The 23,775-nt window shown below is 70.9% G+C and carries 21 protein-coding genes, 1 tRNA gene and 1 pseudogene; 15 read left to right on the forward strand and 8 right to left on the reverse strand.

Features of this window, described 5'->3' with window-relative positions:
- Nucleotides 1–897, reverse strand: an 897-nt coding sequence (locus tag AC559T_RS34380) for a DUF1254 domain-containing protein (RefSeq protein WP_498871346.1), incomplete at its 3' end; no start/stop codon positions are given.
- 321 nt (nucleotides 898–1,218) lie between these two features.
- On the opposite strand from AC559T_RS34380, the gene AC559T_RS34385 reads away from it, so the two are divergent.
- From AC559T_RS34385 to AC559T_RS34395, 3 genes are all read left to right on the forward strand, one after another.
- Nucleotides 1,219–2,460: an SfnB family sulfur acquisition oxidoreductase gene (locus tag AC559T_RS34385; RefSeq protein ID WP_498871347.1), complete on the forward strand. Its 1,242-nt coding sequence runs from the start codon at nucleotides 1,219–1,221 to the stop codon at nucleotides 2,458–2,460.
- 130 nt (nucleotides 2,461–2,590) lie between these two features.
- The gene (locus tag AC559T_RS34390; RefSeq protein ID WP_498871348.1) at nucleotides 2,591–3,094 is read left to right on the forward strand and encodes a GNAT family N-acetyltransferase; all 504 of its coding nucleotides are present in this window, start codon (nucleotides 2,591–2,593) and stop codon (nucleotides 3,092–3,094) included.
- Between the two features lie 252 nt (nucleotides 3,095–3,346).
- Complete coding sequence (locus tag AC559T_RS34395) at nucleotides 3,347–4,267, forward strand: alpha/beta hydrolase (protein WP_112108853.1); 921 nt, start codon at nucleotides 3,347–3,349, stop codon at nucleotides 4,265–4,267.
- Nucleotides 4,268–4,584: 317 nt separating this feature from the next.
- Here AC559T_RS34395 and AC559T_RS34400 read toward each other — a convergent pair whose 3' ends face one another.
- Nucleotides 4,585–5,001: an oligopeptide/dipeptide ABC transporter ATP-binding protein gene (locus tag AC559T_RS34400; protein ID WP_498871349.1), complete on the reverse strand. Its 417-nt coding sequence runs from the start codon at nucleotides 4,999–5,001 to the stop codon at nucleotides 4,585–4,587.
- Between AC559T_RS34400 and AC559T_RS34405 the strand changes: the two genes are divergently transcribed.
- Nucleotides 4,940–5,644: a TetR/AcrR family transcriptional regulator gene (locus AC559T_RS34405; RefSeq protein WP_112108854.1), complete on the forward strand. Its 705-nt coding sequence runs from the start codon at nucleotides 4,940–4,942 to the stop codon at nucleotides 5,642–5,644. The genes AC559T_RS34400 and AC559T_RS34405 overlap by 62 nt on opposite strands.
- A 124-nt stretch (nucleotides 5,645–5,768) precedes the next feature.
- On the opposite strand, the pseudogene AC559T_RS34410 reads toward AC559T_RS34405, so the two are convergent.
- The 3 genes and pseudogenes from AC559T_RS34410 to AC559T_RS34420 form a co-directional block, all read right to left on the reverse strand.
- Nucleotides 5,769–5,969, reverse strand: a pseudogene (locus tag AC559T_RS34410) (ABC transporter substrate-binding protein); the annotation flags it as partial.
- A gap of 51 nt (nucleotides 5,970–6,020) precedes the next feature.
- Nucleotides 6,021–7,049 carry an LLM class flavin-dependent oxidoreductase gene (locus AC559T_RS34415; RefSeq protein ID WP_498871363.1) on the reverse strand — a complete coding sequence of 343 codons (1,029 nt, stop codon included), beginning with the start codon at nucleotides 7,047–7,049 and terminating at the stop codon, nucleotides 6,021–6,023.
- Entirely contained in the window at nucleotides 7,046–8,503 is a 1,458-nt protein-coding gene (locus AC559T_RS34420) for a DHA2 family efflux MFS transporter permease subunit (RefSeq protein WP_498871350.1), read from the reverse strand. The genes AC559T_RS34415 and AC559T_RS34420 overlap by 4 nt, the downstream gene beginning before the upstream one ends.
- A 79-nt stretch (nucleotides 8,504–8,582) precedes the next feature.
- Here AC559T_RS34420 and AC559T_RS34425 point away from each other — a divergent pair, with 79 nt between their 5' ends.
- From AC559T_RS34425 to AC559T_RS34440, 4 genes are all read left to right on the forward strand, one after another.
- Entirely contained in the window at nucleotides 8,583–8,843 is a 261-nt protein-coding gene (locus AC559T_RS34425; protein WP_498871351.1) for a TetR/AcrR family transcriptional regulator, read from the forward strand.
- On the forward strand, nucleotides 8,840–9,286 hold the full coding sequence (locus tag AC559T_RS34430; protein ID WP_498871352.1) for a TetR/AcrR family transcriptional regulator C-terminal domain-containing protein: 447 nt from the start codon (nucleotides 8,840–8,842) through the stop codon (nucleotides 9,284–9,286). Before AC559T_RS34425 ends, AC559T_RS34430 begins: the two co-directional genes overlap by 4 nt.
- A gap of 113 nt (nucleotides 9,287–9,399) precedes the next feature.
- Nucleotides 9,400–9,612, forward strand: a complete 213-nt coding sequence (locus tag AC559T_RS34435) for a hypothetical protein (protein WP_498871353.1) — start codon at nucleotides 9,400–9,402, stop codon at nucleotides 9,610–9,612.
- 226 nt (nucleotides 9,613–9,838) lie between these two features.
- Nucleotides 9,839–13,177, forward strand: a complete 3,339-nt coding sequence (locus tag AC559T_RS34440) for a DEAD/DEAH box helicase (protein ID WP_498871354.1) — start codon at nucleotides 9,839–9,841, stop codon at nucleotides 13,175–13,177.
- 25 nt (nucleotides 13,178–13,202) lie between these two features.
- Here AC559T_RS34440 and AC559T_RS34445 read toward each other — a convergent pair whose 3' ends face one another.
- Nucleotides 13,203–14,495: an acyl-CoA synthetase gene (locus tag AC559T_RS34445; protein WP_498871355.1), complete on the reverse strand. Its 1,293-nt coding sequence runs from the start codon at nucleotides 14,493–14,495 to the stop codon at nucleotides 13,203–13,205.
- Between the two features lie 190 nt (nucleotides 14,496–14,685).
- Between AC559T_RS34445 and AC559T_RS34450 the strand changes: the two genes are divergently transcribed.
- Together AC559T_RS34450 and AC559T_RS34455 are read left to right on the forward strand one after the other, a co-directional pair.
- Nucleotides 14,686–15,222 (forward strand): flavin reductase family protein, encoded by a 537-nt coding sequence (locus AC559T_RS34450; RefSeq protein WP_498871356.1) that lies wholly within the window; start codon nucleotides 14,686–14,688, stop codon nucleotides 15,220–15,222.
- A 49-nt stretch (nucleotides 15,223–15,271) separates the two neighbouring features.
- Nucleotides 15,272–16,084, forward strand: a complete 813-nt coding sequence (locus tag AC559T_RS34455) for a GntR family transcriptional regulator (protein ID WP_498871357.1) — start codon at nucleotides 15,272–15,274, stop codon at nucleotides 16,082–16,084.
- A 77-nt stretch (nucleotides 16,085–16,161) separates the two neighbouring features.
- Here AC559T_RS34455 and AC559T_RS34460 read toward each other — a convergent pair whose 3' ends face one another.
- On the reverse strand, nucleotides 16,162–17,544 hold the full coding sequence (locus tag AC559T_RS34460) for an LLM class flavin-dependent oxidoreductase (protein ID WP_498871358.1): 1,383 nt from the start codon (nucleotides 17,542–17,544) through the stop codon (nucleotides 16,162–16,164).
- A 258-nt stretch (nucleotides 17,545–17,802) separates the two neighbouring features.
- Between AC559T_RS34460 and AC559T_RS34465 the strand changes: the two genes are divergently transcribed.
- From AC559T_RS34465 to AC559T_RS34475, 3 genes are all read left to right on the forward strand, one after another.
- The gene (locus AC559T_RS34465) at nucleotides 17,803–19,311 is read left to right on the forward strand and encodes an MmgE/PrpD family protein (protein ID WP_498871359.1); all 1,509 of its coding nucleotides are present in this window, start codon (nucleotides 17,803–17,805) and stop codon (nucleotides 19,309–19,311) included.
- Between the two features lie 28 nt (nucleotides 19,312–19,339).
- On the forward strand, nucleotides 19,340–20,233 hold the full coding sequence (gene prpB / locus AC559T_RS34470) for a methylisocitrate lyase (protein WP_498871360.1): 894 nt from the start codon (nucleotides 19,340–19,342) through the stop codon (nucleotides 20,231–20,233).
- Nucleotides 20,234–20,300: 67 nt separating this feature from the next.
- Nucleotides 20,301–20,519: a citrate/2-methylcitrate synthase gene (locus AC559T_RS34475; protein WP_498871364.1), complete on the forward strand. Its 219-nt coding sequence runs from the start codon at nucleotides 20,301–20,303 to the stop codon at nucleotides 20,517–20,519.
- A gap of 172 nt (nucleotides 20,520–20,691) precedes the next feature.
- Here AC559T_RS34475 and AC559T_RS34480 read toward each other — a convergent pair whose 3' ends face one another.
- Nucleotides 20,692–22,191 carry a hypothetical protein gene (locus tag AC559T_RS34480; protein WP_498871361.1) on the reverse strand — a complete coding sequence of 500 codons (1,500 nt, stop codon included), beginning with the start codon at nucleotides 22,189–22,191 and terminating at the stop codon, nucleotides 20,692–20,694.
- A 70-nt stretch (nucleotides 22,192–22,261) separates the two neighbouring features.
- Here AC559T_RS34480 and AC559T_RS34485 point away from each other — a divergent pair.
- Together AC559T_RS34485 and AC559T_RS34490 are read left to right on the forward strand one after the other, a co-directional pair.
- Nucleotides 22,262–22,344 (forward strand) — tRNA-Phe (locus AC559T_RS34485).
- A gap of 115 nt (nucleotides 22,345–22,459) precedes the next feature.
- Nucleotides 22,460–23,374 carry a tyrosine-type recombinase/integrase gene (locus AC559T_RS34490; protein WP_498871362.1) on the forward strand — a complete coding sequence of 305 codons (915 nt, stop codon included), beginning with the start codon at nucleotides 22,460–22,462 and terminating at the stop codon, nucleotides 23,372–23,374.
- The last annotated feature ends 401 nt before the right edge of the window (nucleotides 23,375–23,775 follow it).

The following is a 23,775-nucleotide window of genomic DNA, read 5'->3' on the forward strand; positions in this document are numbered from 1 at the left end:
GCTGCCGTAGACGCCGATCGAGTCCGTGTTGGTCTGCCATCCGTTGGACACGGTCGCCATTGTCGAAACTCGCGCGGTCATCGCTTCCTGAGCGGTCCGGGGCGCCGCCGCGACGGCATCCCGAACGGCCCGGCCCTGGCGGTTCGGGTCGAAGGACTCGCGGGGAACCAGGCCGAGCGCGCGCATTCTCCGGATCTGTGACCAGTCCGTGACATGTGGCGGGTGAAGCTTCATCAGCTCTGCCGCGCGCCTGAAGAACTCCTCGCCGGTCATGGCGTTGATGACGTCCAGGGGCGGCGTCGTCATGTCGATGTCCGGGTCGACGGCCCGGGTGGTCGCGGCGATCGGAGCGCGCCCCCAGTCCGCGAGGTGGGAGAGCTGGAATCCGTCCTGCACCTTGTGGACGGCGTCGTAGTCGGCCTCGCCGTTGGTCTGCGTCCGGCCGATGATCCAGACGTGTGGAGTCGGCGCGTCGATGCGTCCCACGCCCGCAGGCAGGCGCCCGCTCCACCCGGCCGGCACCAGCGCCCAGTACGCCGCGGCCGTGCCGCTGGAGCGCTTTCCGGGGGTGGCGAAGACATCCGTCCACATGTCGAGAACGGGCAACATGTAGTAGCGATCATCCGTGTCGGGTGCGGAGACCACCACCGGTCCTTCGGTCAGATCCACCCAGGCCGAGGAGTAGAGGGTGTCGAAGTTCGGCCGGACGACCATCCTGAAATCGGCGTCGGGAAACTCCCGGATATGTGCGAACTGGTTCATCGGGGCCCGGCCCGGCGCCGCTCCGGGCTCGACATTGGTGGCTTGGAGTCGGGTCAGCTCCATGGTCACGAGCGGATAGGCGAAAATGTACGCTTCGACTGCGATGGCAGCCACCTGATCCCGCTGTCCGGTCATGAGTTCCTCCCCATTCCGGCTGGCCACCAGACGATGACGGAACGATTCCCCGACGATCTGGGTATCAAGTCTTCCGGAGACGCCTGATCTTCAACATGCCCCTGGTCGCACGCGGGGGCATGATCGTCCGCTGTCGGTGGGCACCGGGGCGCCGGGGCGCCGGTGGGTGGATGTTGCAGGATCGCCGCTATTGGTGACATGAGGCTGTCGTAAATTTTGTCGATCGAAATTAGGGGGATTGATGGATCCTGAGCGTTACGTGGCTGACCGGGTCACGTTCGGGGGGCCGCTCCGGACCAGGGCGAACGGTGCCATGTCCCGATGACCGGCTCGTCAGCGGAGGCGACGGCCATCCCGGTGATCGGATCGGACGCGGAGGCGGTCGCCGCGGCACGGCGCTACGCCGAGTCGATCGCCGACACGGTGATCGAACGGGACCGGTCGGCCGCCGTGCCGGTCGAGGCCCTGGCGGCGCTGGACGCCAGCGGTCTGCTCGGCATCACAGCGCCGGCCGAGCACGGTGGCGCGGAGGTGTCACCAAGAACCCTCGCCGAGGTCGTCCGCACGATCGCCGCGGTTGATCCGGCCATCGCGCAGATTCCGCAGGGGCACTTCCTGTTCGTCGACGTGCTGACGGTCTGGGGGACGGCGCCACAGCGGCGGCTGCTGTTCGCGGAGATCCTCGCCGGTGCCCGGCTCGGCAGCGGGCTGGCCGAGCGCGGTGGGCGGCACGCACAGGACCTCGGCACCAGGCTTCGCCCGGACGGCACCAGGCTTCGCCCGGACGGCACCGGGCTGCGGCTCGACGGGACCAAGTACTACAGCACCGGGTCGATCACCGCGCGGTGGATCGGCGTCAGCGCGCTCGACGAGGCTGACCGCCTGGTGCTGGCGTTCGTCGAACGCGACACCCCGGGAGTGTCGGTGGACGACGACTGGGACGTCATGGGACAGCGCGCCACGGTGAGCGGCACGACGACCCTGCGGGCCGTACCGGTCGACCCTTCGCTGGTCATCCCGTACCACCGAGCCTTCGAGGTTCCCCAGCAGCTGGGGGCCCGGGCCCAACTCGTGCACGCCGCGATCCAGGTCGGGATCGCCGGTGGCGCCCTGCGGGACGCCGGTGAGTTCGTTCGCACCCGGGCCCGGCCGTTCTTCGAGGCCGCGCGTGGAGGCTGGGTCGATTCGGCGGCGCAGGATCCGCACACGATTCTGCGCTACGGCCGGCTGGCCACCCGGGTGCGGGCCGCCGAGGAGCTGCTGCGTTGGGCCGCCGACCGGTTGCACGAGGTCGGGCGATCCCCGCGGGACGCGCGGCAGGCCGCGGAAGGCTCGCTCGCGGTGGCCCAGGCGAAGGCGTTCGGCAGTGAGGTCGCCGCGGAGGTGGCCAGTGATCTGTTCGCGCTGTCCGGCGCCAGCGCCACCGACGAGCGCCACGATCTGAGCCGGCACTGGCGCAACGCCCGCACCCACGCCAGCCACGACCCGGTGGACTGGAAGTACCACCATGTCGGGAACTTCCTCCTCAACGACGTGCTGCCCCCCAACCACGGCCAGCTCTGAAGCGGAGACGCCCGCCGGTCGCGGGGATCTGGGCGGGTTCACTTCACGGCCCACAGCCGTACCGTGCTGTTTGACTCCGGCCGACTCGGCCGACTCCGGCCGGAGCTGGCAGGTCGATAGGTTGGTCGGTATGACGACGAGCGGCCTGCCGCGCGTCCGCGTCGCCCAGGCCGCCGACGCGGAGCAGATCGCGCGTCTGCTCCGGGCGTTCAACGCGGAGTACGACGAGCCGGCGCCCGAACAGGGCTGGCTCACGGATCGGGTCGCGCTGCTGCTCGGCCAGGGCGCGACAGCCGTGCTGCTCCTCGAGGCGTCCGCGGACCGGGACGACGCGGACGGGCTCACCCTGACGCGGTTCCGGCCCTCGCTGTGGGACGACGCCGACGAGTGCTATCTGGCCGAGCTGTACGTCCGGCCCGCGCTGCGGGGTCGCGGGCTGGGCCGGATCCTGCTCACGGCGACGATGGAGCACGCGAGCCGGCGTGGGGCGACGTACATGGACCTGACGACGACCAACGCCGACACCGCCGCGGTCGCGCTGTACGAGAGCGTCGGCTTCGACCGCCACGAACGCCGCGGCCCGGGCACGGACTCGTACTACTTCGAAATAGATCTGCCCGGCCCTGACAGCTGAGGCGGCGCGCACGCAGGGAACCGCGCGGTACGCCATGGCACTCGGGCACCGTCGGCGCCACGTAAAAGGCTCTGTTCCAGTACGGCACATATTCTGTTCGCGATATGGTGGAAGTCCCGGCAAAAAGGCTGTGCGCCGAGTCGGGACGACGGTCGACATCGATGCGTGTCCCATGGTGGACGTCAGTTGATTCTGTCACCGGGCCGGCCCATCCCCGATGCGGATCGAAAAGCAGAGAACGAGGAGCGCGGAATGGCAAGGACGTCGGCGCCGGCGCCGAATGCGGGAACCATCACCGACCTGGAGGCCGCGGTCAGGCAGGAGCGCGCCGGGCGGGCGGCGATTCATGCCGACGAGCTACCGCCGATCCCGGGGCTCACCATCACGGACCATCTCGTTCCCGGCTCCGATGACGACGTGAAGGTACGGGTGCGTGTTTACCGCCCCGAAGGCCGGCCGTCCCCGCTGCCGCTGGCCGTGTACATGCACGGGGGCGCCTTCGTGCTCGGCAGCCTCGACATGGTTCATCAGGGCGTCGCCCAACTGGCTCTCGGTACCGGGGCGGTGATCGTGTCGGTCGGGTACCGTCTCGCCCCCGAGCATCCTTTCCCCGCCGGCCTCAACGACTGCTACAGCGCCCTGCGGTGGGCCTCGGCGCATGCCGAGGAGCTGGGTGCCGATCCGGCCCGGATCGGGCTGGCCGGGGTCAGTGCGGGTGCGACCCTGGCGTTGGGGGTGGCCCTGCTGACCCGCGACCGCGGCGGGCCGGCGGTGCGTTTCCAGAGTGTGGTCATGCCCACTACGGACGACCGGCTGGAGACACCGTCCATGCGGGACGCCGTCGACACCCCGGTCTGGAACCGCCCGCTCGCCGTCCAGTGCTGGCGCCTCTACCTCGGCGAGGGCGTGACCGAGGCCGACCAGTACGCGGCTCCCGCCCGGGCCGACGACCTCACCGGGCTGCCCCCGACCTACCTCGCCGTCGGCGGCGAGGACCCGCTGCGCGATGAGGGGATCCTTTTCGCGCTGCGGCTCATGCAGGCGGGGGTGCCGGTTGATCTGCACGCCTACGCGGGCGCGGCGCACGGTTTCCGCGACCTGGACATCGACACCGCGCGGCGCGCCCAGGAAGAGCAGATCTGGGCCCTACGGCGCGGCCTGGCCGCCGACTGACCGGATGTCCTCGTTCTCCTCTCAGGACGGGCAAAAACAGATCGCTCGCGGTCGATGATGTCGGAGATCGTGTCACCGGTCCCGCCACCGATGTAATGGTTCTCCCACTGGGCATGGAAGAGAAAGGCCAGCAGTGCGGCCGGAGCCCGGATGCCGGTCAGCGAAGGCAGTACAGGCGCCGAAGGGGTGGGACGCATGCGTCCGGGTAGCTGATGGGAGATCAGTATTGTGTCGACCGCTAAAAGCCCGCTAATTCCGTGATCCCTCGGCGTGCTGCCGGAGGATAATCCTGTTCGCGTCCCACGATGGCCGAGGTGTCAGCCCGGGTGGTGGCAGGCGACCTGGTGATCGGGAACGACCATCCGCAGCGCCGGTTGCTCCGCCGCGCACCGGGGGCGGGCTCGGGGGCAGCGGGTGCGGAACCGGCAGCCGCTCGGTGGCCGCAGCGGTGAGGGGAGCTCGCCCGGTTCCGGCACGTCGGCGCGACCAGGGCGTCCCGTCGGCGGCGGTGGAGCCTCCGCAGGCCGCGAGCTGGCTGATGGCCAGCACGGCCAGCGCGGCCGCACCCATCGAATTAGTGGTAAATGCCAAGGTTGGAGGGCTTTGGCCGTGCGCCGGCCCGGTCCGCCGGGGCCGGGCGGCCCGCCGTCGTCGTCCGCGTAGGGTGGGCCGGTGCGCAGTGCGAAGGTCGCGAAGTCGGCTGCAGCGGCGGAGTCGGCTGGAAGTGTCGGCACACGAGGCAGGATCGACAAGCGGCAGGCGATCCTGGACGCAGCTTTCGCCGTCTTCGCGCGCGAGGGTTACGCGCAGGCGAGCATTGACATGATCGCCTCCGAGGCCGGCGTGGCGAAGCCGACGATCTACAACCATCTCGGCGGCAAGGAGAACCTGTTCCGGCACGCGATGGCGGCCGCGGCGGACAGGACCACGGCCAAGAGCCTTGCCGTCGTCAGCCGGCTCACCGCCGACGTGGCCGACCTGCCCACGGCGTTCACCGACGTCGGCCGCGCGCTGCTGGAGTGCTACTGCGCCGCGGATTCCTGGGCGCTGCGCCGCCTGCTGCACGCCGAGATCGTCCGGTTCCCGGACCTGTTCGACATGATCGGCGCCAATGGGCCGAACCAGGTGGGGGAGGCGTTCGCGGACCGGCTGGCCCGGCTCGCGCTCGCCGGCCGGCTGCGGCTGGCCGACCCGGTCGAGGCGGCCGAGCAGTTCCTCGCGTTGCTCACCGGCCCGGTCGCGCACCGTTCCGCGCTGGGCACCCGCCCGTTCGATGACACCCAGATCCAGCACACCGCGCGGGCCGCGACCGCCACCTTCCTGCGTGCCTTCGCCGCCGCGGCGCCGACCGAGGTACCGCCGGCCGAGGCCCCGTAGCGAGACGTCCCGCCGGGTGCGCCGGTTCCGAAGCGCGCGCGGTACGCCCGCCCCGCCTCGCCGGGAACGGCGGAGAGCAGCTCCTGGGTGTACCGATGGCGCGGGTCGGTGAACACCTGCTCCACTCGGTGTCCTTGGCCACGATGTGGTCGAAGTTCGCCTTGACCGCCTCCGCGTCGAGCTTGGCGCCGTCGTGGAAGGTGACGTCGTCGCGCAGCTCGAAGGTGTAGGTGCCGCCGCCGTCGGATCCGTAGGCCGCGGTGGCCAGGGTGACGGCGAGGGCCGCGAACAGCCCTGCTCTTCGTGCCGTTCGGCGCGATGGCATTCAGGTACTCCGTACACGGTATGGATAGGGATCACCACCCTGGTGGGTGTTCTAAAGCCGCGCTGAAATCCCCGGCTCGGTGGCTGGACTCACCGCCGTGGCCGCGCTCGCGAGCAGCTCGAAGGACCGCAGGCGGTCGGCCTGGTCGGGCACCACGGTGAGCACCATGAGCTCGTCCGCGCTGGTCGCCTCGACCAGCCCGGCCAGCCGCCGGCGGACCGTGTCCACGCCGCCGATGAGCTGGGGGGCCGCGAGGTCCTCGAGGAAGGCCCGCTCGGCGGTGTTGTAGGCGTGCGCGCCCTCGGCCGCGGCGGAGGGGAACGCGTCGAATCCGCCGATGGTGCGCATCCAGATCTTGCCGAGCAGGTAGGGGGCGGCGGCCCGTGCCGCGGCCTGGTCGCTGTCGGCGACCGTCGCTATCACGCTGATCAGCGCGTGCGGCCGGTCGAGCTGGGGTGAGGGGCGGAACGCCGCCCGGTAGTGGCGCAGCGCCGCCGTGCTCGCGTGCGGGTTGATGTGGTGGGCGAAGGCGTAGGGGAGGCCGAGGGCGGCGGCGAGCCCGGCGCTGGCCGGGCTGGAACCGAGCAGCCACAGCTTCGGCCGGCTGTCGGCGGCGGGCACCGCGAGCACCCGGCTGCCCGGGGCGGTGGGGGCGAAGTAGCCCGAGAGCTCCCGCAGCTGGCCCTCGAAGCGCTCGTCGCCGCCGGGCGTGCGGCGCAGCGCCCGGGCGGTGGTCGGATCGGTTCCGGGCGCCCGGCCCAGCCCGAGGTCGACGCGGCCCGGGAAGAGCGCCTCCAGCGTGCCGAACTGCTCGGCGACGACGAGCGGGGCGTGGTTGGGCAGCAGCACCCCGCCCGAGCCGACCCGCAGCGTGCTGGTCGCGGCGGCGATCCTGCCGGCGAGCACGGCCGGCGTCGAGGTGGCCAGGCTGGGGGTGTTGTGGTGCTCGGCTACCCAGTACCGGTGGTAGCCGAGTTCCTCCACCCGGGGCGCGAGCGCGACGGTGTCGCGCAGTGCCTGGGTGGCGCTGCCGCCCTCGAAGACGGGCACGACGTCGAGGACGGACAGGGGCGGGCTCAGACCGAGTTGGGCACCGGCTCCGCGGGGGCGGCCGGGGCCGCCTCGGGGGCCGGCGCCGGGCGGCCGGGCAGCAGGAAGCCGGCCGAGAACACCACGAGGCCCGCGGCGACCGGCCACCAGAAGGCGTTCCCGAACGAGTCGGGTGTCGGGGCCGCGTGCGCCCCGCCGCCCTGCAGGATCAGGGCGACGACGGCCACGCCCAACGACGCGCCGATCTGGTTGAGGATGAACACCGCCCCTGTCGCCCCGGCGACCGACGTCATCGGGACGGTGCGGTAGACCGAGCCCATCGTCGGCGCGCCGACCAGCCCGAGCCCGAAACCGATGACGAGCTGGGCGGGAGTCAGCACGGCCTGGGAGGTGCCCGCCCCGGACTGGGTGAACACCAGCGCCCCCGCCGTGACCAGCAGGGCGCCGGTGGGCACCAGCAGCCGGGCGCCGATGCGGTCGGCGAGGTTGCCGGCCAGCGGCATTCCGATCATGGCGCCGACGCCCAGCGGGGCCAGCAGCAGGCCGGACTCCAGCACCGAGTGGTCGTGTACCTGCTGGTAGTAGAGCGGTAGCAGGAACAGCAGCGCGAACAGGCCGCCGCCGACGAGGAACATGATGGTCACGCTGGCGCTGAAGCCCTTGCTGGCGAACAGCCGCAGGTCGAGCAGTGGTGTGCCGGCGGTGCGCAGCGCGTGCGCGGCGTAGCCGGCGAACAGCGCGGCACCGAGGACCAGACCGATCACGACCTGGACGCTGCCGAAGCCGTCCCGCCCGGCCTGGGAGAGCGCGAAGACCACCGCGGCGAAACCGGGGCACAGCAGGGCCACGCCGAGGGCGTCGAGGGGCACCGGTGTGCCGTCCCGCGGCGGGTCGGCGGGCAGCACCACGACGGCGAGCACGATCGCGGTGAGGGCGAACGGGATGTTCACCAGGAACATCCACTCCCAGGAGAAGTTCTCCAGCAGCACGCCGCCGACGATCGGGCCGAGTACCGGCCCGAGCGTGATCGGGATCGAGATCAGGCCCATCACCCGCCCGATGCGGGCCGGGCCGGCCGCGCCGGCCACCACGGTCATCATGATCGGGTCGACCATGCCGCCGCCGAGCCCCTGCAGGACCCGGAAGGCGATCAGGCTCTCCGCGTTCCAGGCCACCGCGCACAGCGCCGAGCCGGCGAGGAACAACGACAGGCCGAGCAGCCACATCCGCCGCGAGCCGAAGCGCGCCATCGCCCAGCCGGCCAGCGGGATGGCGAGCGCGACCGCCAGCAGGTAGCCGGTGGTCACCCACTCGATCGTGGCGAGCGAGGCCTCGAACTCCGCGCCGAGCGTGCTGATCCCGACGTTGACGATCGTCGCGTCCAGGTAGGACATCATCCCGCCGAGCACCATCACCCCGACGATGATCAGCAGGGCGGAATCAAGCCTAGGAGGGCTGTCCTCCGCCGTGTCCGTGCCCACCATCGAACCCTCCTTGAAACAGATCTTAAGTAAAAGTGAACTACTCGTTTCAATGTGATGGGTCGGACGGTAGCATGCGGGCATGGGTGTGGGCGAGACCACCGGCGCGCCCGGAACTCCGGCGGAACGGGACGGGCCGGAACCGGGCCGGTCAGATCGGGGCCGGCCGGATCGGGGCCGGCTGGACAAACGGCGCGCGATCGTGGAGGCCGCGCTGCGCGTCTTCTCCCGGCACGGGTACACCGAGGCGACGATCGACATGATCGCCACTGAGGCGGGGGTGGCGAAGCCGACGATCTACAACCATCTGGGTCGAAGGAGAACCTGTTCCGGTACGTCATGACGACGACCGCGGCGCTGTCCAACGCGAAGGCGCTCGAGGTGCTCGAGGGCTTCCCCCAGGACGCCGGCGGCCTTCGTGGCGGGCTGGAAGCCGTCGCGACGAGGCTCGTCGACTGCTACTGCGACGAGCGGTCCGAGGTGGTGCGCCGGCTGCTCTACGCGGAGGCACTGCGCTTCCCCGACCTCTACGACGCCGTGCGCGCCAGCGGGGCCGACCAGTTCGTGGAGGTGCTGGCGGGGCGGCTCGCCAGGCTCGCCCACGCGGGTCTGCTGCGCATCGACGACCCGATGCGCGGGGCGAACCAGTTCATCTCGCTCGTCTACGAGGAGCTGCCGGTGCGGAGCATCCCGGGCGCCCGGCCACTGCGGCCCCGCGAGGTCGACGAGGTCGTCCGCGCTGGTGTCGACACCTTCCTGCGCGCCTTCGGCGTCGCGCCCGCCTGATCCCGGCGTCTCGCCTTACCTACGCGGTTTCACCGATGTGCGCGCCGCGTGGCCGCGGGACATTGAAGACCTCCCCTCCCGGACTCGTTTCCTGCTGCCTGCACGAGGTGTCGATGCGATACGAACTGCTCGGGCCCCTGCGCGTGTCGAACAGCAGGGAGAGTCACCTGCTGAGCGCACCGAAGATGGAGACCACCCTGGCCGTGCTGCTCGTCGGCGCCGACCCCACCCGCACCATCGTCACCAAGCCCGCCGGCTATCTGCTGCGGCTGGACGGCGCCATTCTCACCTCCGACCGGCCGCTCGACCTGCCCACCGCGAGCTGACGTGACGGCGGGTGCCGAGCCGTCCTCCGGTGCGCCGCGCGCTGCGCGACGGTGCGCGGGCTCACCCGCAGCCGGCTGGCGCTGAGCCTGGTGCCCCGCCCGTCGGCCGGCGGGCGGGGCACCGCTTCGGGTGACTTCCCGCTCCGGACATCAGCGTGGTCTCCGCCAGAACGAGGCGGCAGATCCCCGACCGGGAGCTGTTAGCTTCTCCTTTATGCTTCCCGCTATGCTTCCCGCGGCGTTGCGCAGCGTCGATGACCATCATCTGCGGGCCGCTGTGGGTGACGTCACCTACCGGCGGGGCGCACAGTACGCCCGCCAGGGCGCGGTGAGCGAGATGTCGTGGGAGCCGGTGGCCCAGGTGCTCCAGGGCCGGGTCGAAGGTAGCCATGGCGAGCGGTACCTGACCACTGTCTCCCTGACCGGCCGGGCCCGTTCGGGTGCCTGGCGGTTCAGCTACGGCGAGTGCAGCTGCCCGGTGGGCGTCAGCTGCAAACACGCCGTGGCACTCGTGCTGGCGGCGACGCGGACCGCCGCCCGCGACCCGGAACCGGGTGACCGGGGCCGTCGCGCGGCCCCTGCACCGGCGACCTGGGCGTCATCGCTGTCGGCCCTGCTCGGTGACCGGCCGGCTGATGGCGAACCACGGGGTGCCACGCCGCTCGCCCTCGAACTGACACTGTCCGCGGAGCCGGTGGTGGGCCGGTCGACGTCCGGCGGGCCGTCCCTGCGTGTCCTCGCGCGCGTGGTGAAGCCCGGGAAGAACGGCTGGGTCGGCGGGCCCGCCTGGTCGAAGCTGAGCGCACCTCACGGGCCGTACCAGCGGGATGACTACCTTGTGGCGCACCTGCGGGTCCTGCGGGAGATGTACGCCGTCTACCGGTCCGGGGACGAGGACTCGCTGTACCGCCACTACTCGCACCGGGACGACAAGCACATCGACCTCGGCGCGTTCACGAGCCCGCGGCTGTGGCCGCTGCTCGACGAGGCCATCGCGGCCGGTATCCAACTGGTGCACGGACGCAAACGCCTCGGGAACATCGAGCCGTACGGTTCGGCGGAACTTTGTCTGGACGTCACCTGCGATCCGGCGACAGCGGCGCTCACCGTCCGACCCGTACTGCGCGTGGCCGGCTCGGACGCGGCCGTCGCACCGTTCGCGTTCATCGGCGGTCACGGCGTCGTCGGTATCGACCGGGCGGAGATCCAGGCCACGGACCGGCATGCGGACTGGCACATCCGGCTGGCCCGGTTGACCGCCTTCGTGCCGCCGGCACTGGTCCGGATGGCCGTCGGGAACCGGAGCCTGGAGGTCCCGGCCGCCGAGCGGTCGCGGTTCGTCCGCGAGTTCTACCCCGGCCTGCGTCAGTTGGCCACGATCGTCTCCTCCGACGGTTCCTTCGAACCGCCGGTGATCGCGCCGCCTGTTCTCGTCGCCCGGGCGGACTACGGCCCCGACCACACCGTCGAGATCACCTGGGAATGGGACTACTCGGTCGGAGACACGCGGCTGCGGGCACCGCTGCACGGCGACGGGACGGGTTCCGAGTACCGGGACAGGACCAGCGAGGCCGAGATCCTGACGGGTCTGGACCTGCCGCTCGACGCCGCCCGGCTGCTGTCGTGCGGCGAGGCGGGCGTGCCGGTCTCCTCCGTCCGTCTCAGCGGGGTCGAGACGATGCGGTTCACGACGGAGCTGTTGCCGCTACTGGCCGCCCGGGACGGGATCGCCGTCGAGGTCGGTGGGCGTCCCGCCGCCTACCGCGAGGTCGGGGATTTGCTGCGCATCGAGGTTTCGACCGACGACGTGCCGAACGAACCCGACTGGTTCGATCTGGGGCTCGCCATCACCCTGGACGGGCGCCAGGTCCCGTTCTCGATGGTCTTTCTCGCGCTCAGCCGGGGTGAATCGCACCTCCTGCTCGACGACGGAGCGTATTTCAGCCTGGACAAACCGGAACTGCGGGTGCTGCGCCAGCTGATCGAGGAGGCCCGGGCGCTGCAGGACGCCCCGGGTGGGCCGCTGCGTATCAGCCGCTTCCAGGCCGGGCTGTGGGAGGAACTGGCCGGCCTCGGCGTGGTCGTCCGCCAGGCCGCGGCGTGGCGCCGCCAGGTGGCGGGCCTGCTGGACCTCGGTTCGGCCGGTGCGAAGGAGTCACCGGGCATGTTGCAGGCCAGCCTGCGGCCCTACCAGTCTGACGGCTACCAGTGGTTGAGCTTCCTGTGGGACTGCCAACTTGGAGGGATCCTCGCGGACGACATGGGCCTGGGGAAGACCCTGCAGTCGCTCGGGCTGATCTGCCATGCCCGCCAGGCCGACCCGGCGCTCGCACCGTTCCTCATCGTCGCGCCGACGAGCGTCGTGTCGAACTGGGTCGCCGAGGCGGCTCGGTTCGCACCCGCGCTGCGGGTCACCGCCGTCACCGACACACTGCGGCGCCGGGGCCAGACCCTCGATGAGGTCATGGACGCCGCCAATGTGGTCGTGACGTCGTACACCCTCTTCCGGCTCGACGAGGAGGCGTATTCCGGCGCCACCTGGGCCGGGCTGATCCTCGACGAGGCGCAGATCGTCAAGAACAGTCAGTCGAAGGCGTACCAGTGCGCGAGACTGTTGCCTGCGCCGTTCAAGCTGGCGGTCACGGGAACACCGTTGGAGAACAACGTGATGGAGTTGTGGTCGCTGCTGTCGATCACTGCTCCGGGGCTGTTCCCGAACCGGTCACGGTTCCAGGACTACTACGCCCGCCCGATCGAGAAGCAGGGTAACACCGAGCGCCTGGCGCAACTGCGGCGCAGAATCAGGCCGCTGATTCTGCGCCGTACCAAGGAACAGGTCGCACCCGAGCTCCCAGCCAAGCAGGAGCAGGTCCTCGAGATCGAGCTGTATCCCCGCCACCGCAAGGTCTACCAGACCCGGCTGCAGCGCGAACGGCAGAAGGTCCTGGGCCTGATCGACGACATGAACCGTAACCGTTTCACGATCCTGCGGTCGCTCACGACACTGCGGCAGCTCAGTCTTCACGCCGGGCTGGTCGATGACACGCATGACGATCTTCCCAGCGCCAAGATCGACATTCTGCTCGAGCAGCTGCGGGACGTCGTCGACGGTGGGCACCGCGCGCTCGTCTTCAGCCAGTTCACCCGGTTCCTCGGCAGGGTGCGCGATTCCCTTGCTGTGGCCGGCATCGAGTACTGCTATCTCGACGGCACCACCCGCAACCGTTCGGCGGTCGTGCGCCGGTTCAAGGAAGGGGCGGCGCCGGTCTTCCTGATCAGTCTCAAGGCGGGCGGATACGGCCTGAACCTGACCGAGGCGGACTACTGTTTTCTGCTCGACCCGTGGTGGAACCCCGCCACCGAGGCACAGGCCGTGGACCGAACACATCGTATAGGTCAGACACGCAACGTCATGGCCTATCGACTCGTGGCCAAGGACACGATCGAGGAGAAGGTGATGGCACTGCAGGCACGTAAGGCCGAACTGTTCACCAGCGTCATGGACGGCGGCGAGTTCGTCGACGCGACCCTGGACGCCAACGACATCCGCCAGCTGCTGTCCTGAGCCGCCGGGCAGCCCTCCACGGTGCTCAGGTGAGCAGTTTCTTCTTCTGTACCTTGCCCATCTGGTTGCGTGGCAGTTCGGTGGCGAACCGGATCTCGCGTGGGCGTTTGTGCGGGGCCAGGGCGGTGGCGACATGGTCGATCAGCGTCGTGGCGTCGATCGGCTCGTGCGTGACGACGACGGCCACGACGCGCTGGCCGAGGTCGTCGTCGGGCACGCCGACGACCGCGGCCTCGGCGACGGACGGGTGGGCCAGCAGCGCGTTCTCGATCTCGCCAGCTCCTATCTTGTAACCGCCCGACTTGATGAGGTCGGTGCTCTGCCGTCCGACGATGCGCAGTTGCCCGTCCGGCTCGAAGAGGCCGAGGTCTCCGGTCGAGAACCAGCCGTCGGAGGTCAGCGCCGCCGCGGTCGCGGCCGGGTTGCCCAGATAGCCGGTGAACACGTTCGGGCCGCGTACCTCGACCGGTCCGAACTCCTCGTCCCCGGTGACCCGCACCTCGACGCCGCCCAGCGGCGCACCCACCAGGCCTGGGCGGCGGTCACCGTCGGCCCGCGCGGCGGTGTTGATGAGGGTCTCGGTGAGCCCGTAACGTTCCGCGACCCGGTGACCGGCCAGCGCGGCGAACCGGTCGAACACCGGGACGGGTAGCGCCGCCGAGCCCGACACGAGCAGCCGGGCGGACGCGAACGCCTCCGGCTCGGGCACCCGGGACCACATGGTCGGCACGGCGAAGTACAGCGTCCCGCCCGGCACCGGCGCGAACCGCGCCGCGTGGTGCAGCGCGGACCCGATCCGCAGCGGGCCCAGCGTCCCGAGCACGAGGCCGTGTACGTGGAACAGTGGCAGCGTGTGCCCGAGCACGTCGGCCGGTGACCAGGCCCATGCGTCGGCCAGCGCGTCGATGTTGGACGTGACCGCGCGGCGCGGGATCACCGCGCCCTTCGGGGGCCCGGTGGTCCCGGAGGTGTAGATCACCAGTGCGGGTGCGTCGTCATCAGCCGGCTCGGTCGGCAGCGCGCCGCGTGCGGTGAGATCCACGTCGTCGAGCAGCAGGTCGGGTTCGCTGTCGGCCAGGACGTACGCCCGTTCGGCGGCGCCGGCCTGCGGGTTGACCGTGACCACGGTGACGCCGGCCTCCACCGCCCCGGCGATCGCGACAACGGTTTCCAGAGTCGGGATGGCCACCACCGCGATCCGGCGCAGCCCCCGCACCCGTTCGGCGGCGGCGCCCACCGCGCCCGCCAGATCATCGCCCGCGAGCGCGGCGCCCGACATCCGGACCACGGCCCGGCCTTGACGCAATGCAGTCAGCACCCTCGCATTGTCGGGCCCGCCACCCGGTTCGGTCGACGGAACAGTCGAGTCCCGCCTTGACACCTGATATATCAAAGTGTCAGAGTTGAGCTGGAAGGACGTCATCCGCCCGGCACACCACGCCCCTTTACCGGGTGTCTTCGGTGGGGCGGTGGCCGCAGGCGCATCACTGACCGAGAGGTGGACCAGGATGGGCCGGCGGCCGGACACAGCCACGACCAGCGCGCGCGAGACCGCGTCCGCGGCGTCCGACGACGACCGTCGGTTCCGCGACGCGATGGCCTCGTTTCCCAGCGGCGTCACGATCGTGACGACCGCCGACGACACCGGTCGGTGGTGGGGCTTCACGGCGAGCTCGTTCTGCTCGGTGTCCATGAATCCGCCGCTCGTCCTTGTCTGTCTCGCGACGTCCGCCCAGTGCCACCCCGCGTTCGAGGCGGCGCGGCGGTTCATCGTGCACGTGGTGCCCCCGGAACACGCCGACCTCGCGGTGCGGTTCGCGACGCGCGGCGCGGACAAGTTCGCGGACGCGGGCTTCCGCCCCGACGAACGCGGCCTCCCCGTGCTCGACCGGGCGTGCGTGACGCTGGACTGTGCCGCCCACGCGATCCAACCGGCGGGTGACCACTCGATCCTGCTCGGCCGGGTCGAGCGGACCCAGGTCGGCGAGGACCGTCCCGCCGTCTACTTCCGCCGCCGGTTCCACCTGCTCGGGGACGCCACCTGAGCCACTTGACGGCGCGGCTGTTCTGCTCTTCTGATATACGCTGGTCGGCGTGGCGACGCCCGGATACCTCGGCCCGCGCGACGGTATGTCCGGCTCGGATGAATGGGTGGGGGCTGGAGCGGGCCCGGCGGCGGTAGCCGACGCCGGGCAGGGCCGGCCCCGCCGGCTCCGGCTGGGCGCCACCGCCCGGGACAGAGTGGCCGACGTGCTCCGCGACGAGATCATGAGTGGCCGCCTCGGCCCGGGGGCCCGCATCGACCTGGACGAGACCGCCACGTGGCTGGGCACGAGCCGCACCCCCGTCCGCGAGGCGTGCCTGGCGCTCCAGTTCGAGGGCCTGGTCCGCGTCGCCCCCCGCAGCGGGGTGACGGTGATCGGCCTGCGCCAGCGTGACGTCGAGGACAACTTCGCCCTCATCGCCATGCTCTCCGGCGCGGCCGCGGCCTGGGCCGCGGAACGGATCTCCGAAGCCCACCTGGCCGAGCTCCGGCGCCTGGCGGCCGACGTCCGATCGGCGGTCGAGACCGGCGGCGACCTGCGGACGGCGAACTTCCTGTTCCACCGGGCCGTCAACCAGGCCAGCGACTCGGTGCGTCTGATCGCGCTCATCCGCCAGACCGGGCGGATCATCCCGTGGTCGTTCTTCGACCTCGTCCCGGAGCAGGTGGGCTGCGCCCTGCGCGAGCACGACGACATCGTCGACGCCATCGCCGCCCACAACGGTGCCCGCGCGCGCCGGGTGTCGGAGGAGCATGTGGTCAGCGCCGGCCGGCTCCTCGTCGCCCGGGTGTTCGGCCCCGGGCCGGCCGGGGCCGGATCGACAGCCGCCGGTCCAGCGGCGGGCGCCGGCGCCGGCGGCTGACGGGCGATCGCAGCCCTCGCCGCACATCAGATCCGGCCCTGGGATCTTGGGGACCCGCTTCCACGCGGCCGGTCCGTTCAGGGTCGGACACCGCTGCTGACCGGCGCGGTGAAGCTGCTGGCGGGCCGTGCCAGGCCCAGGTTCTCGCGCAGGGTCGAGCCGGTGTAGCGGGAGCGGAACAGCCCGCGGCGGCGCAGCTCGGGCACCACCAGCCGGACGAAGTCCTCGAACGCGCCGGGGAAGTGGGTGGCCGCGAGGACGAAACCGTCGCAGGAGTAGGTCTCGAACCAGTCCTGCATCTGGTCGGCGATCTGTGCGCCGGTGCCGACGAAGCGCGGGCCCTGCAGCAGGGTGGCGCGGTGGTTCGCCAGCGTCCGCAGCGTCATCCTGCCGCCGCCGAGGTGCTTCTTCACGCCCTGGACGAGGCCGCGGATGCCGGAGACGGAGTTGATGAGCTCGTCGGTGATCTCGTCGTCGAGCGAGTAGCCCGCGAAGTCGTGGTTCGTCAGCTCGGAGAGCAGCGTCAGCGACGCCATCGGGTGGACGAGCTCGTTGAGGAAGATGTTCTCCTTCTCCCGGGCGATCGTCTCGGTCTCGCCGACGATGGCGTACGCCATCGGGAGCATCCGGACGGCTTCGGCGGACCGGCCCTCGGCTGTGACGAGTTCCTTCTGGCTGCGGTAGTGCTCGGCGGCGACGCTCTGGCTCGGGTCGGCGGTGAAGATCAGGTCGGCCCACCGGGCGGCGAACTGCTGGCCGCGGCCCGACTGGCCGGCCTGGATGATGGGCAGCCGGCCCTGCGGCGGGCGTGGGACGGTGAGTGGTCCCTGCACGTGGAAGTACTTGCCGTGGTGGTCGAGTTCGTGGACCTTGCCCGGGTCGGCGAAGACGCCGGACTCGCGGTCCATCACCAGGGCGTCGTCCTCCCAGGAGTCCCAGAGCCGGGTGACGACGTCGATGAACTCCTCGGCGCGGTCGTAGCGCTCGTCGTGACCGAGGTGTTGGTCGACCCCGAAGTTGCGGGCCTCGGAGTCGTTCACCGAGGTGACGACGTTCCAGGCCGCCCGCCCGCCGCTGAGGTGGTCCAGCGTCGCGAAGGTCCGCGCGACGTGGAACGGCGGGTAGTACGTCGTGGAGTAGGTCGCTCCGAGGCCCAGGTGCGACGTCGCGGCCGCGGCGGCGCCCAGCACCGCGGTCAGATCGAGCTTGACCGGGCGGGCGCCGTAGCGGACGGCGTCGGCGGGAGACGCGTTGTAGATCGACGGCATCGCCAGGCGGTCGTCGAAGAACATCAGGTCGAACGTGCCCTCCTCGAGCACCCGCGCTATCCGCTGGTAGTAGCGGAGGTCGAGGAAGTCGTGCGCCGAGCTCGGGTACCGCCACGACCCCGAGTACACCGACACGTTCGAAGCCTGCATGAACGCGACCAGGGTGAGCTGGTCCTCGCGCCTTGGCGACACGGATGCCCCTCTCGCAGTTAATATATCAGGTTCTCGCCATTAGACGCTTGGTGCGCGGCGAGGTCAACCGGATCGGAGCAGTGTGGTCGGGTGGGAGCGCTCGGTGGCGGTAGGTCGGCACCGGCTTCGAACACACCGACACCCGTCCATCGGGCACCAGCGGGTAGCCGTGTCGGCTACGCATGGTCGACGTGGGTCTGTTCGGCAGGAACCTCTCCAACCCGGTTCGGCGGACACCTCGGAAGAAGGAGTGAGCGCATGATCGACCACAAGGTCCGCGTGTATCGGAGCGCCGAGCGGCTGGCCCGCGAGGACCAGCTCGCCTGGAAGATCGCCGCGGTCGCCACCGACCCGGTCGAGGTCACCGACGACGTGACCGACATGGTGATCAACCGGGTCATCGACAACGCCGGGGTGGCCGCCGCGTCGCTGACCCGAAAGCCGGTGGCCGCCGCCCGCGACCAGGCGCTGCGGCACATCCCCGCCCCCGGGCGTGACGGCGCTACCGTGTTCGGCACGCCGGCCGGCGTCCGCGTCTCCCCGGAGTGGGCAGCCTGGGCCAACGGCGTCGCCGTGCGCGAGCTGGACTTCCACGACACCTACCTGGCGGCGGACTACTCCCACCCCGGGGACAACATCCCGCCGGTGCTGGCCGTCGCCCAGCACCTGGGGCTGGACGGCGCCGCCCTGCTGCGCGGGATCGCCACCGGCTACGAGATCCAGGTCGCGCTCGTCCGCGGGATCTGCCTGCACCGGCACAGGATCGACCACATCGCGCACCTCGGCCCGTCCGCCGCCGCCGGCATCGGCGCCCTGCTCGGCCTGCCGACCGAGCCCGTCCACCAGGCCGTCCAGCAGGCCCTGCACACGACCACAACAACCCGGCAGTCGCGCAAGGGCGAGATCTCGAGCTGGAAGGCGTACGCACCGGCGTTCGCCGGCAAGCTCGCCGTCGAGGCGGTGGACCGGGCCATGCGCGGAGAGGGCGCGCCCTCACCGGCCTACGAGGGTGAGGACGGGTTCATCGCCTGGCTGCTCGACGGGCCCGGCGGGCAGTACGTCGTCTCGCTGCCCGCGGTCGGGGAGGCCAAGCGGGGAATCCTCGAGACCTACACCAAGGAGCACTCCGCCGAGTACCAGAGCCAGGCGCTGATCGACCTGGCCCGCCGCCTCGGCCCGCGGATCGGGGACTTCGCCCGAGTCCGCTCCATCGTGATCCACACCAGCCATCACACCCACCACGTGATCGGCTCCGGGGCGAACGACCCGCAGAAGTACGACCCGAAGGCCAGCAGGGAGACCCTCGACCACTCGATTCCCTACATCTTCGCGGTCGCGTTGCAGGACGGCGACTGGCACCACGAGCGCTCCTACGCCCCCGAGCGGGCGGCGCGGCCGGACACCGTCGCCCTCTGGCGGAAGATCACCACGCTGGAGGACAAGGAGTGGACGCGGCGCTACCACGCCACCGACCCCGACGAGAAGGCGTTCGGGGGACGGGTCGTCGTCGAGCTCGACGACGACACCGTGCTCACCGACGAGATCGCCGTCGCCGACGCGCATCCGCTCGGCGCCCGTCCGTTTGCCCGGGACGAGTACGTCGGCAAGTTCCGCCGGCTCGCCGAGGGCGTCATCCCCGGCCCCGAGCAGGACAGGTTCCTCGACACCGCCGCCCGCCTGCCCGAACTGACCCCGGGCGAACTCGCCGGCCTCACCCTCACTCCCGAGCCCGCACTCACCACCGGGGACACCCAGGGGATCTTCTGACCGCCCGGATTTCGGAAAGGAACCCGCAGTGCTGCACGCGAAGAAGCCGGCCCATTCCCGTCGCGCCGCGTTCCGGGAGGCGCTGCGTTCCGGTCGCCTGCTGCGTTTCCCCGGCGCGTTCAACCCGCTGACCGCTGTTCTCATCACCGAGCTCGGCTTCGACGGCGTCTACGTCTCCGGCGCGGTGCTCTCCGCCGATCTCGCCCTGCCCGACATCGGTCTGACCACGTTGACCGAGGTCGCCGGGCGGGCCGGGCAGATCGCCCGGGTCACCGACCTGCCGGCCCTCGTGGACGCCGACACCGGCTTCGGTGAGCCGATGAACGTCGCCCGCACCGTCCAGATCCTCGAGGACGCCGGGCTCGCCGGCTGCCACCTCGAGGACCAGGTCAACCCGAAGCGGTGCGGGCACCTCGACGGCAAGTCCGTGGTGGGCACCGAGGAGATGGTCCGCCGGATCCACGCCGCGGTCACCGCCCGCCGTGACGACGACTTCGTCATCTGCGCCCGCACCGACGCCCGCGCCGGCGAGGGCCTGGACGCCGCCACCGAGCGCGCCCGCGCCTACGCCGACGCCGGCGCGGACATGATCTTCCCGGAGGCGATGGCCGACCTCGCCGAGTTCGAGGCGATGCGCAGCGCGGTCGACGTGCCGATCCTGGCGAACATGACCGAGTTCGGGAAAAGCGAGCTTCTCACCACCGCGGCGCTGGAATCCGCCGGCGTGAACCTCGTCATCTACCCGGTCACCCTGCTGCGCCTCGCGATGGGCGCCGTCGAGGACGGGCTGCGCCAGCTCCTGGCGGACGGCACACAGGCCGGTCTCGTCGACCGGATGCAGACCCGCTCCCGCCTCTACGAGCTCCTCGACTACCCCGCCTACAACACCTTCGACACCGACACCTTCAACTTCCGGATCTGAACATTCCGGTTCTCCCCGGACTTTCCGGTCTTCTCCCTGGAAGGACGTCCGCCATGGCCACCGTCGGATCCTCGGTGCGCAAAGCTCTGGCTGGAGTCGTCGTCGACACGACCTCCGTCTCGACGGTGAATCCGGAGACGAACTCGCTCCCAATCTCGACTTCCCGACCGGCCCCACCTACCACCTGATGGGATTCGGCATCCCGACCTTCACCCCGATCTTCGTCATGCCGCGGATCACCAGGTGGACGGCGCACATCATCGAGCAGCTCGCCGAGCATTGCTGATCATGGTGTTCCGTGGAACACCATGCCGTCCGGGGCCGACCTCCTGAAGGACGTCGTCGAGCGCCAGGCACCGCCTGAGGCTCGTCAGCCGGCGGTTTCGAGACCAGCGTGGAACCGCAGCAGTCGGGCCCTGTGCTCGCCGAGGACCGGGCGGGTGCGTTCGATCAGGCTGTCAAGCTCGGCGGCGCGGTCGCGGCTTGGCGCGTGGTACGTGGTGGCGGCTTCGTTGTCGAGCCACGCTGTCAGGTCGGCCTGTGCGCTGGCCCGCAGCCGTTCGTCGGCGTCGTCGAGCAGGCGCAGGTTGACGGCCATCCGCTGCCAGGCGTCGTCCCCGGTGGTCAGCAGCCGGTAGCCGGCGAACCGCACATGCGGCGTTGCCCGCGGCGAGCAGTGCCTCCAGCGCCGGCCGCTCAACGGCGCCGGGCTCGCGGCGCAGAGTCGCCACCGCCTGGCGGGTGACCGCGGCGGAGTCGTCGCGCAGCATCGGCACCAGCTCGGCCGGACGCGTGACGCCGAGGCGACGCAGCGCCCGGATCGCCTCCACCCGGCCGCGGGCACGCGGATGCGACAGCCACCGGGCGACGGTGTCGGCGTCGTCCGCCGTGCCGGTCTCCCCGAGCCCCGCGATCGTCCCAGGCTCCGGAGCCTGGGCTGCGGCGAGCCGGCGGTAGCGCTCGGCCGGGTCCGAACCGGCACGGCGCAGCGTCGCCTGGGCGGTTGCGCGCACGAGTGGATGCCGGTCGGGGAGCGCCGCCTCGGCCACGTCCGGGTCACCGTGCGCGATCAGTGCCTCAAGTGCCGCGGTGCGGACCTGGGCGGTGCGGCTGGCCAGCATCGCGTGCAGCCGCGCCGGGTCGGCCGCGGCCCGCACCGCGGCCTGGGCGCACATCGTCCGGATCGGCAGGTCGCCGTCGCTGACCGCCGCCGTTGTCAGCTGGTCCAGGTTCAGCTGGTCAGCGGCGATCGCCGCCCGGTAGGCGGCCCGCCGGGTCGCGCGATCCCGCGCAGACAGCAGCGGCTGGAGTTGCCACGCCGGCAGGTCCCGCAGGATCTGATCGACGCGCTGCGCGAGCCAGGCGCCCTCTCGCCGTCCGCGTAACGCGAACGCCAGCTCCGCCAGCGTGGTCAGCACCGGCCCGTCCGGCACCGGCGGCCAGCCCTCGATGGCCGTCCGCGCCTGGTGCCGAACCTCGGCCACCCAGTCGCAGGCGCGAAGCGCGAGTACCGCGGCCGCGGCCGGGTGTGTCCGGTCCGCCAGGCGGACGGCTGCCGCCTCGCGGATCCGCCCGTTGTGGTGGCACCCCGCCACCACCAGGTGCAGCTCGTCCACCTCGCCGTCGGCCAGGTCCGCCGCGAGGCGCCGCGACCAGTGCGACGTGGACCACCATCGCTGCCGCAACGCCTTGTCCACCGCCAGCCACCACGGCGCCGCGGCCGTGCCCAGCCCGTCCAGGACCGCCTGGCGCAGGGCCAGGTCGCCGTCGCGGGCCACGATCAGCAGCGCGCCCGCGAACTCCGTCGGGCTGACGCCCGGGTCGGTGCCACCGGCCGCGGCAGGAACCCGCCCGACCGTCGCAAGCCCTGGAAGGTGATCACGTTCGCCGACATCCTTGGCGGTGACGGCGGCGCGGTGCAGCCACCGCCGCAGCCGCTTCCCCACCATCGCGGACACAGGCGCACCTCCTCAAGGCATGCGAACCATCATGATCGCGGCCATTCTGTTCTGTCGCGGACGAATCGGCGGGTAGGGGGTCGATCGGCGCCCGAGCGCCCGATCGTCCGCCTGAAAAGCGGAAGGTCGGCGGTTCGACCCCGCCCCTGCCCACTCACACCGTCTGACCAGCGAAAACGTCGACAGGCCGGTTCAACCGTCCGTCGCACAGCGCTGGAACAGAGGAAAACTTTCGATGACGGCTTCCCGGCCCCGGCAGCCCAAATCCTTGATCGCTGGCCCGTTCCAGCCGGTGATCAACTCCTTCCGCCTCCATCTGAGCGCCGAAGGCAAGTCCCCCAAGACCATCCGGACCTACGTCGAGGCCGCGCAGTGGTTCGCCGCGGCGCACCTGCTCGCGCACACCGGCCACACCGACTGGTCGGACGTGACCGCGGACGACGTCCGCGCGTGGCTCGTCTACCTTCTTGATCAGTACTCGGACAGCTACGCCAACAACCAGTACCGGGCGCTGCAGCAGTTCTTCAAGTGGTACGCGGACGAGGAAGAGGTCGGCAACCCGATGGGCCGGCTCAAGCCGCCCAAGGTCGCCGAGAAGATCGTCCCGGTGTTCACCGAGGAGGAGCTGAACCTCCTGTCGAAGACCTGCAAGGGCAAGACGTTCGTCGACCGCCGCGACCAGGCGATCATCGAGCTGTTCAAGGCCACCGGGATCCGCCTCTCGGAGATGGCCGGCATCTGCTACGACCCGGAGCACCCCGAGCGTGGTGACATCGACCTGGAGCGCCGCGAGCTGCGCGTCACGGGCAAGGGCCGCAAGGAACGGATGGTCAAGTTCGGCTACAACGCCGCGCGGGCGGTCGACCGGTACCTACGGCTGCGCGGCAAGCACAGCTACGCGCACAGCCCGAAGCTCTGGCTCGGGATCAACAACCGCCAGCCCATGACCGCGAACGGCATCTACCAGATGATCTCCCGGCGCGGCGACGAAGCCGGCGTGGTGGTCCACCCGCACAAGTTCCGTCACCACTTCTCGCACTCATGGCTCGACAAGGGCGGCAACGAGGGCGACCTCATGGAGCTGAACGGCTGGACCTCCCCGCAGATGCTCCGCCGCTACGGCGCCAGCGCTCGGAACGTGCGGGCCCGGAGAACCTACGACCGGATCATGAACGGAGAGTAGGACAACATCGTTCCGGCGGTGGCCCGGAAGGATCAGGGATCCTTCCGGGCCACCGCTTTGCTATGCCAGGAGTTGCGGTTCGATGAGGGCGCCGCCGGCGGGCGCTGCACTCCGGGAAGTCATCACCCGTCGAGCGACCGGCGTCGGCTGTTGTCGGCACTTCCGCCGGTGGACCAGGGCCAGTAGTTCTCCGATCACCGCAGACCAGCCCGTGATCTGAAGCGCCCAGGCGGGCCGAGACGCCCGAAGGCAGTCCCTGGCGCACGGATGTCTGTTTGGAGCCTCTTGGGCGGCCTCAGGTGCCACCGATCGGTCAGTGCCGTCTACTCGTCCGCCGAGCGCGGGCCCTGATCCTCGCGGGTCGTCTCTGAAGACAGTGTGTCTAGAGAAAGTCTCTCTAG

The organism is Frankia sp. Hr75.2 (assembly GCF_949319125.1).
Classification (GTDB): domain Bacteria; phylum Actinomycetota; class Actinomycetes; order Frankiales; family Frankiaceae; genus Parafrankia; species Parafrankia soli.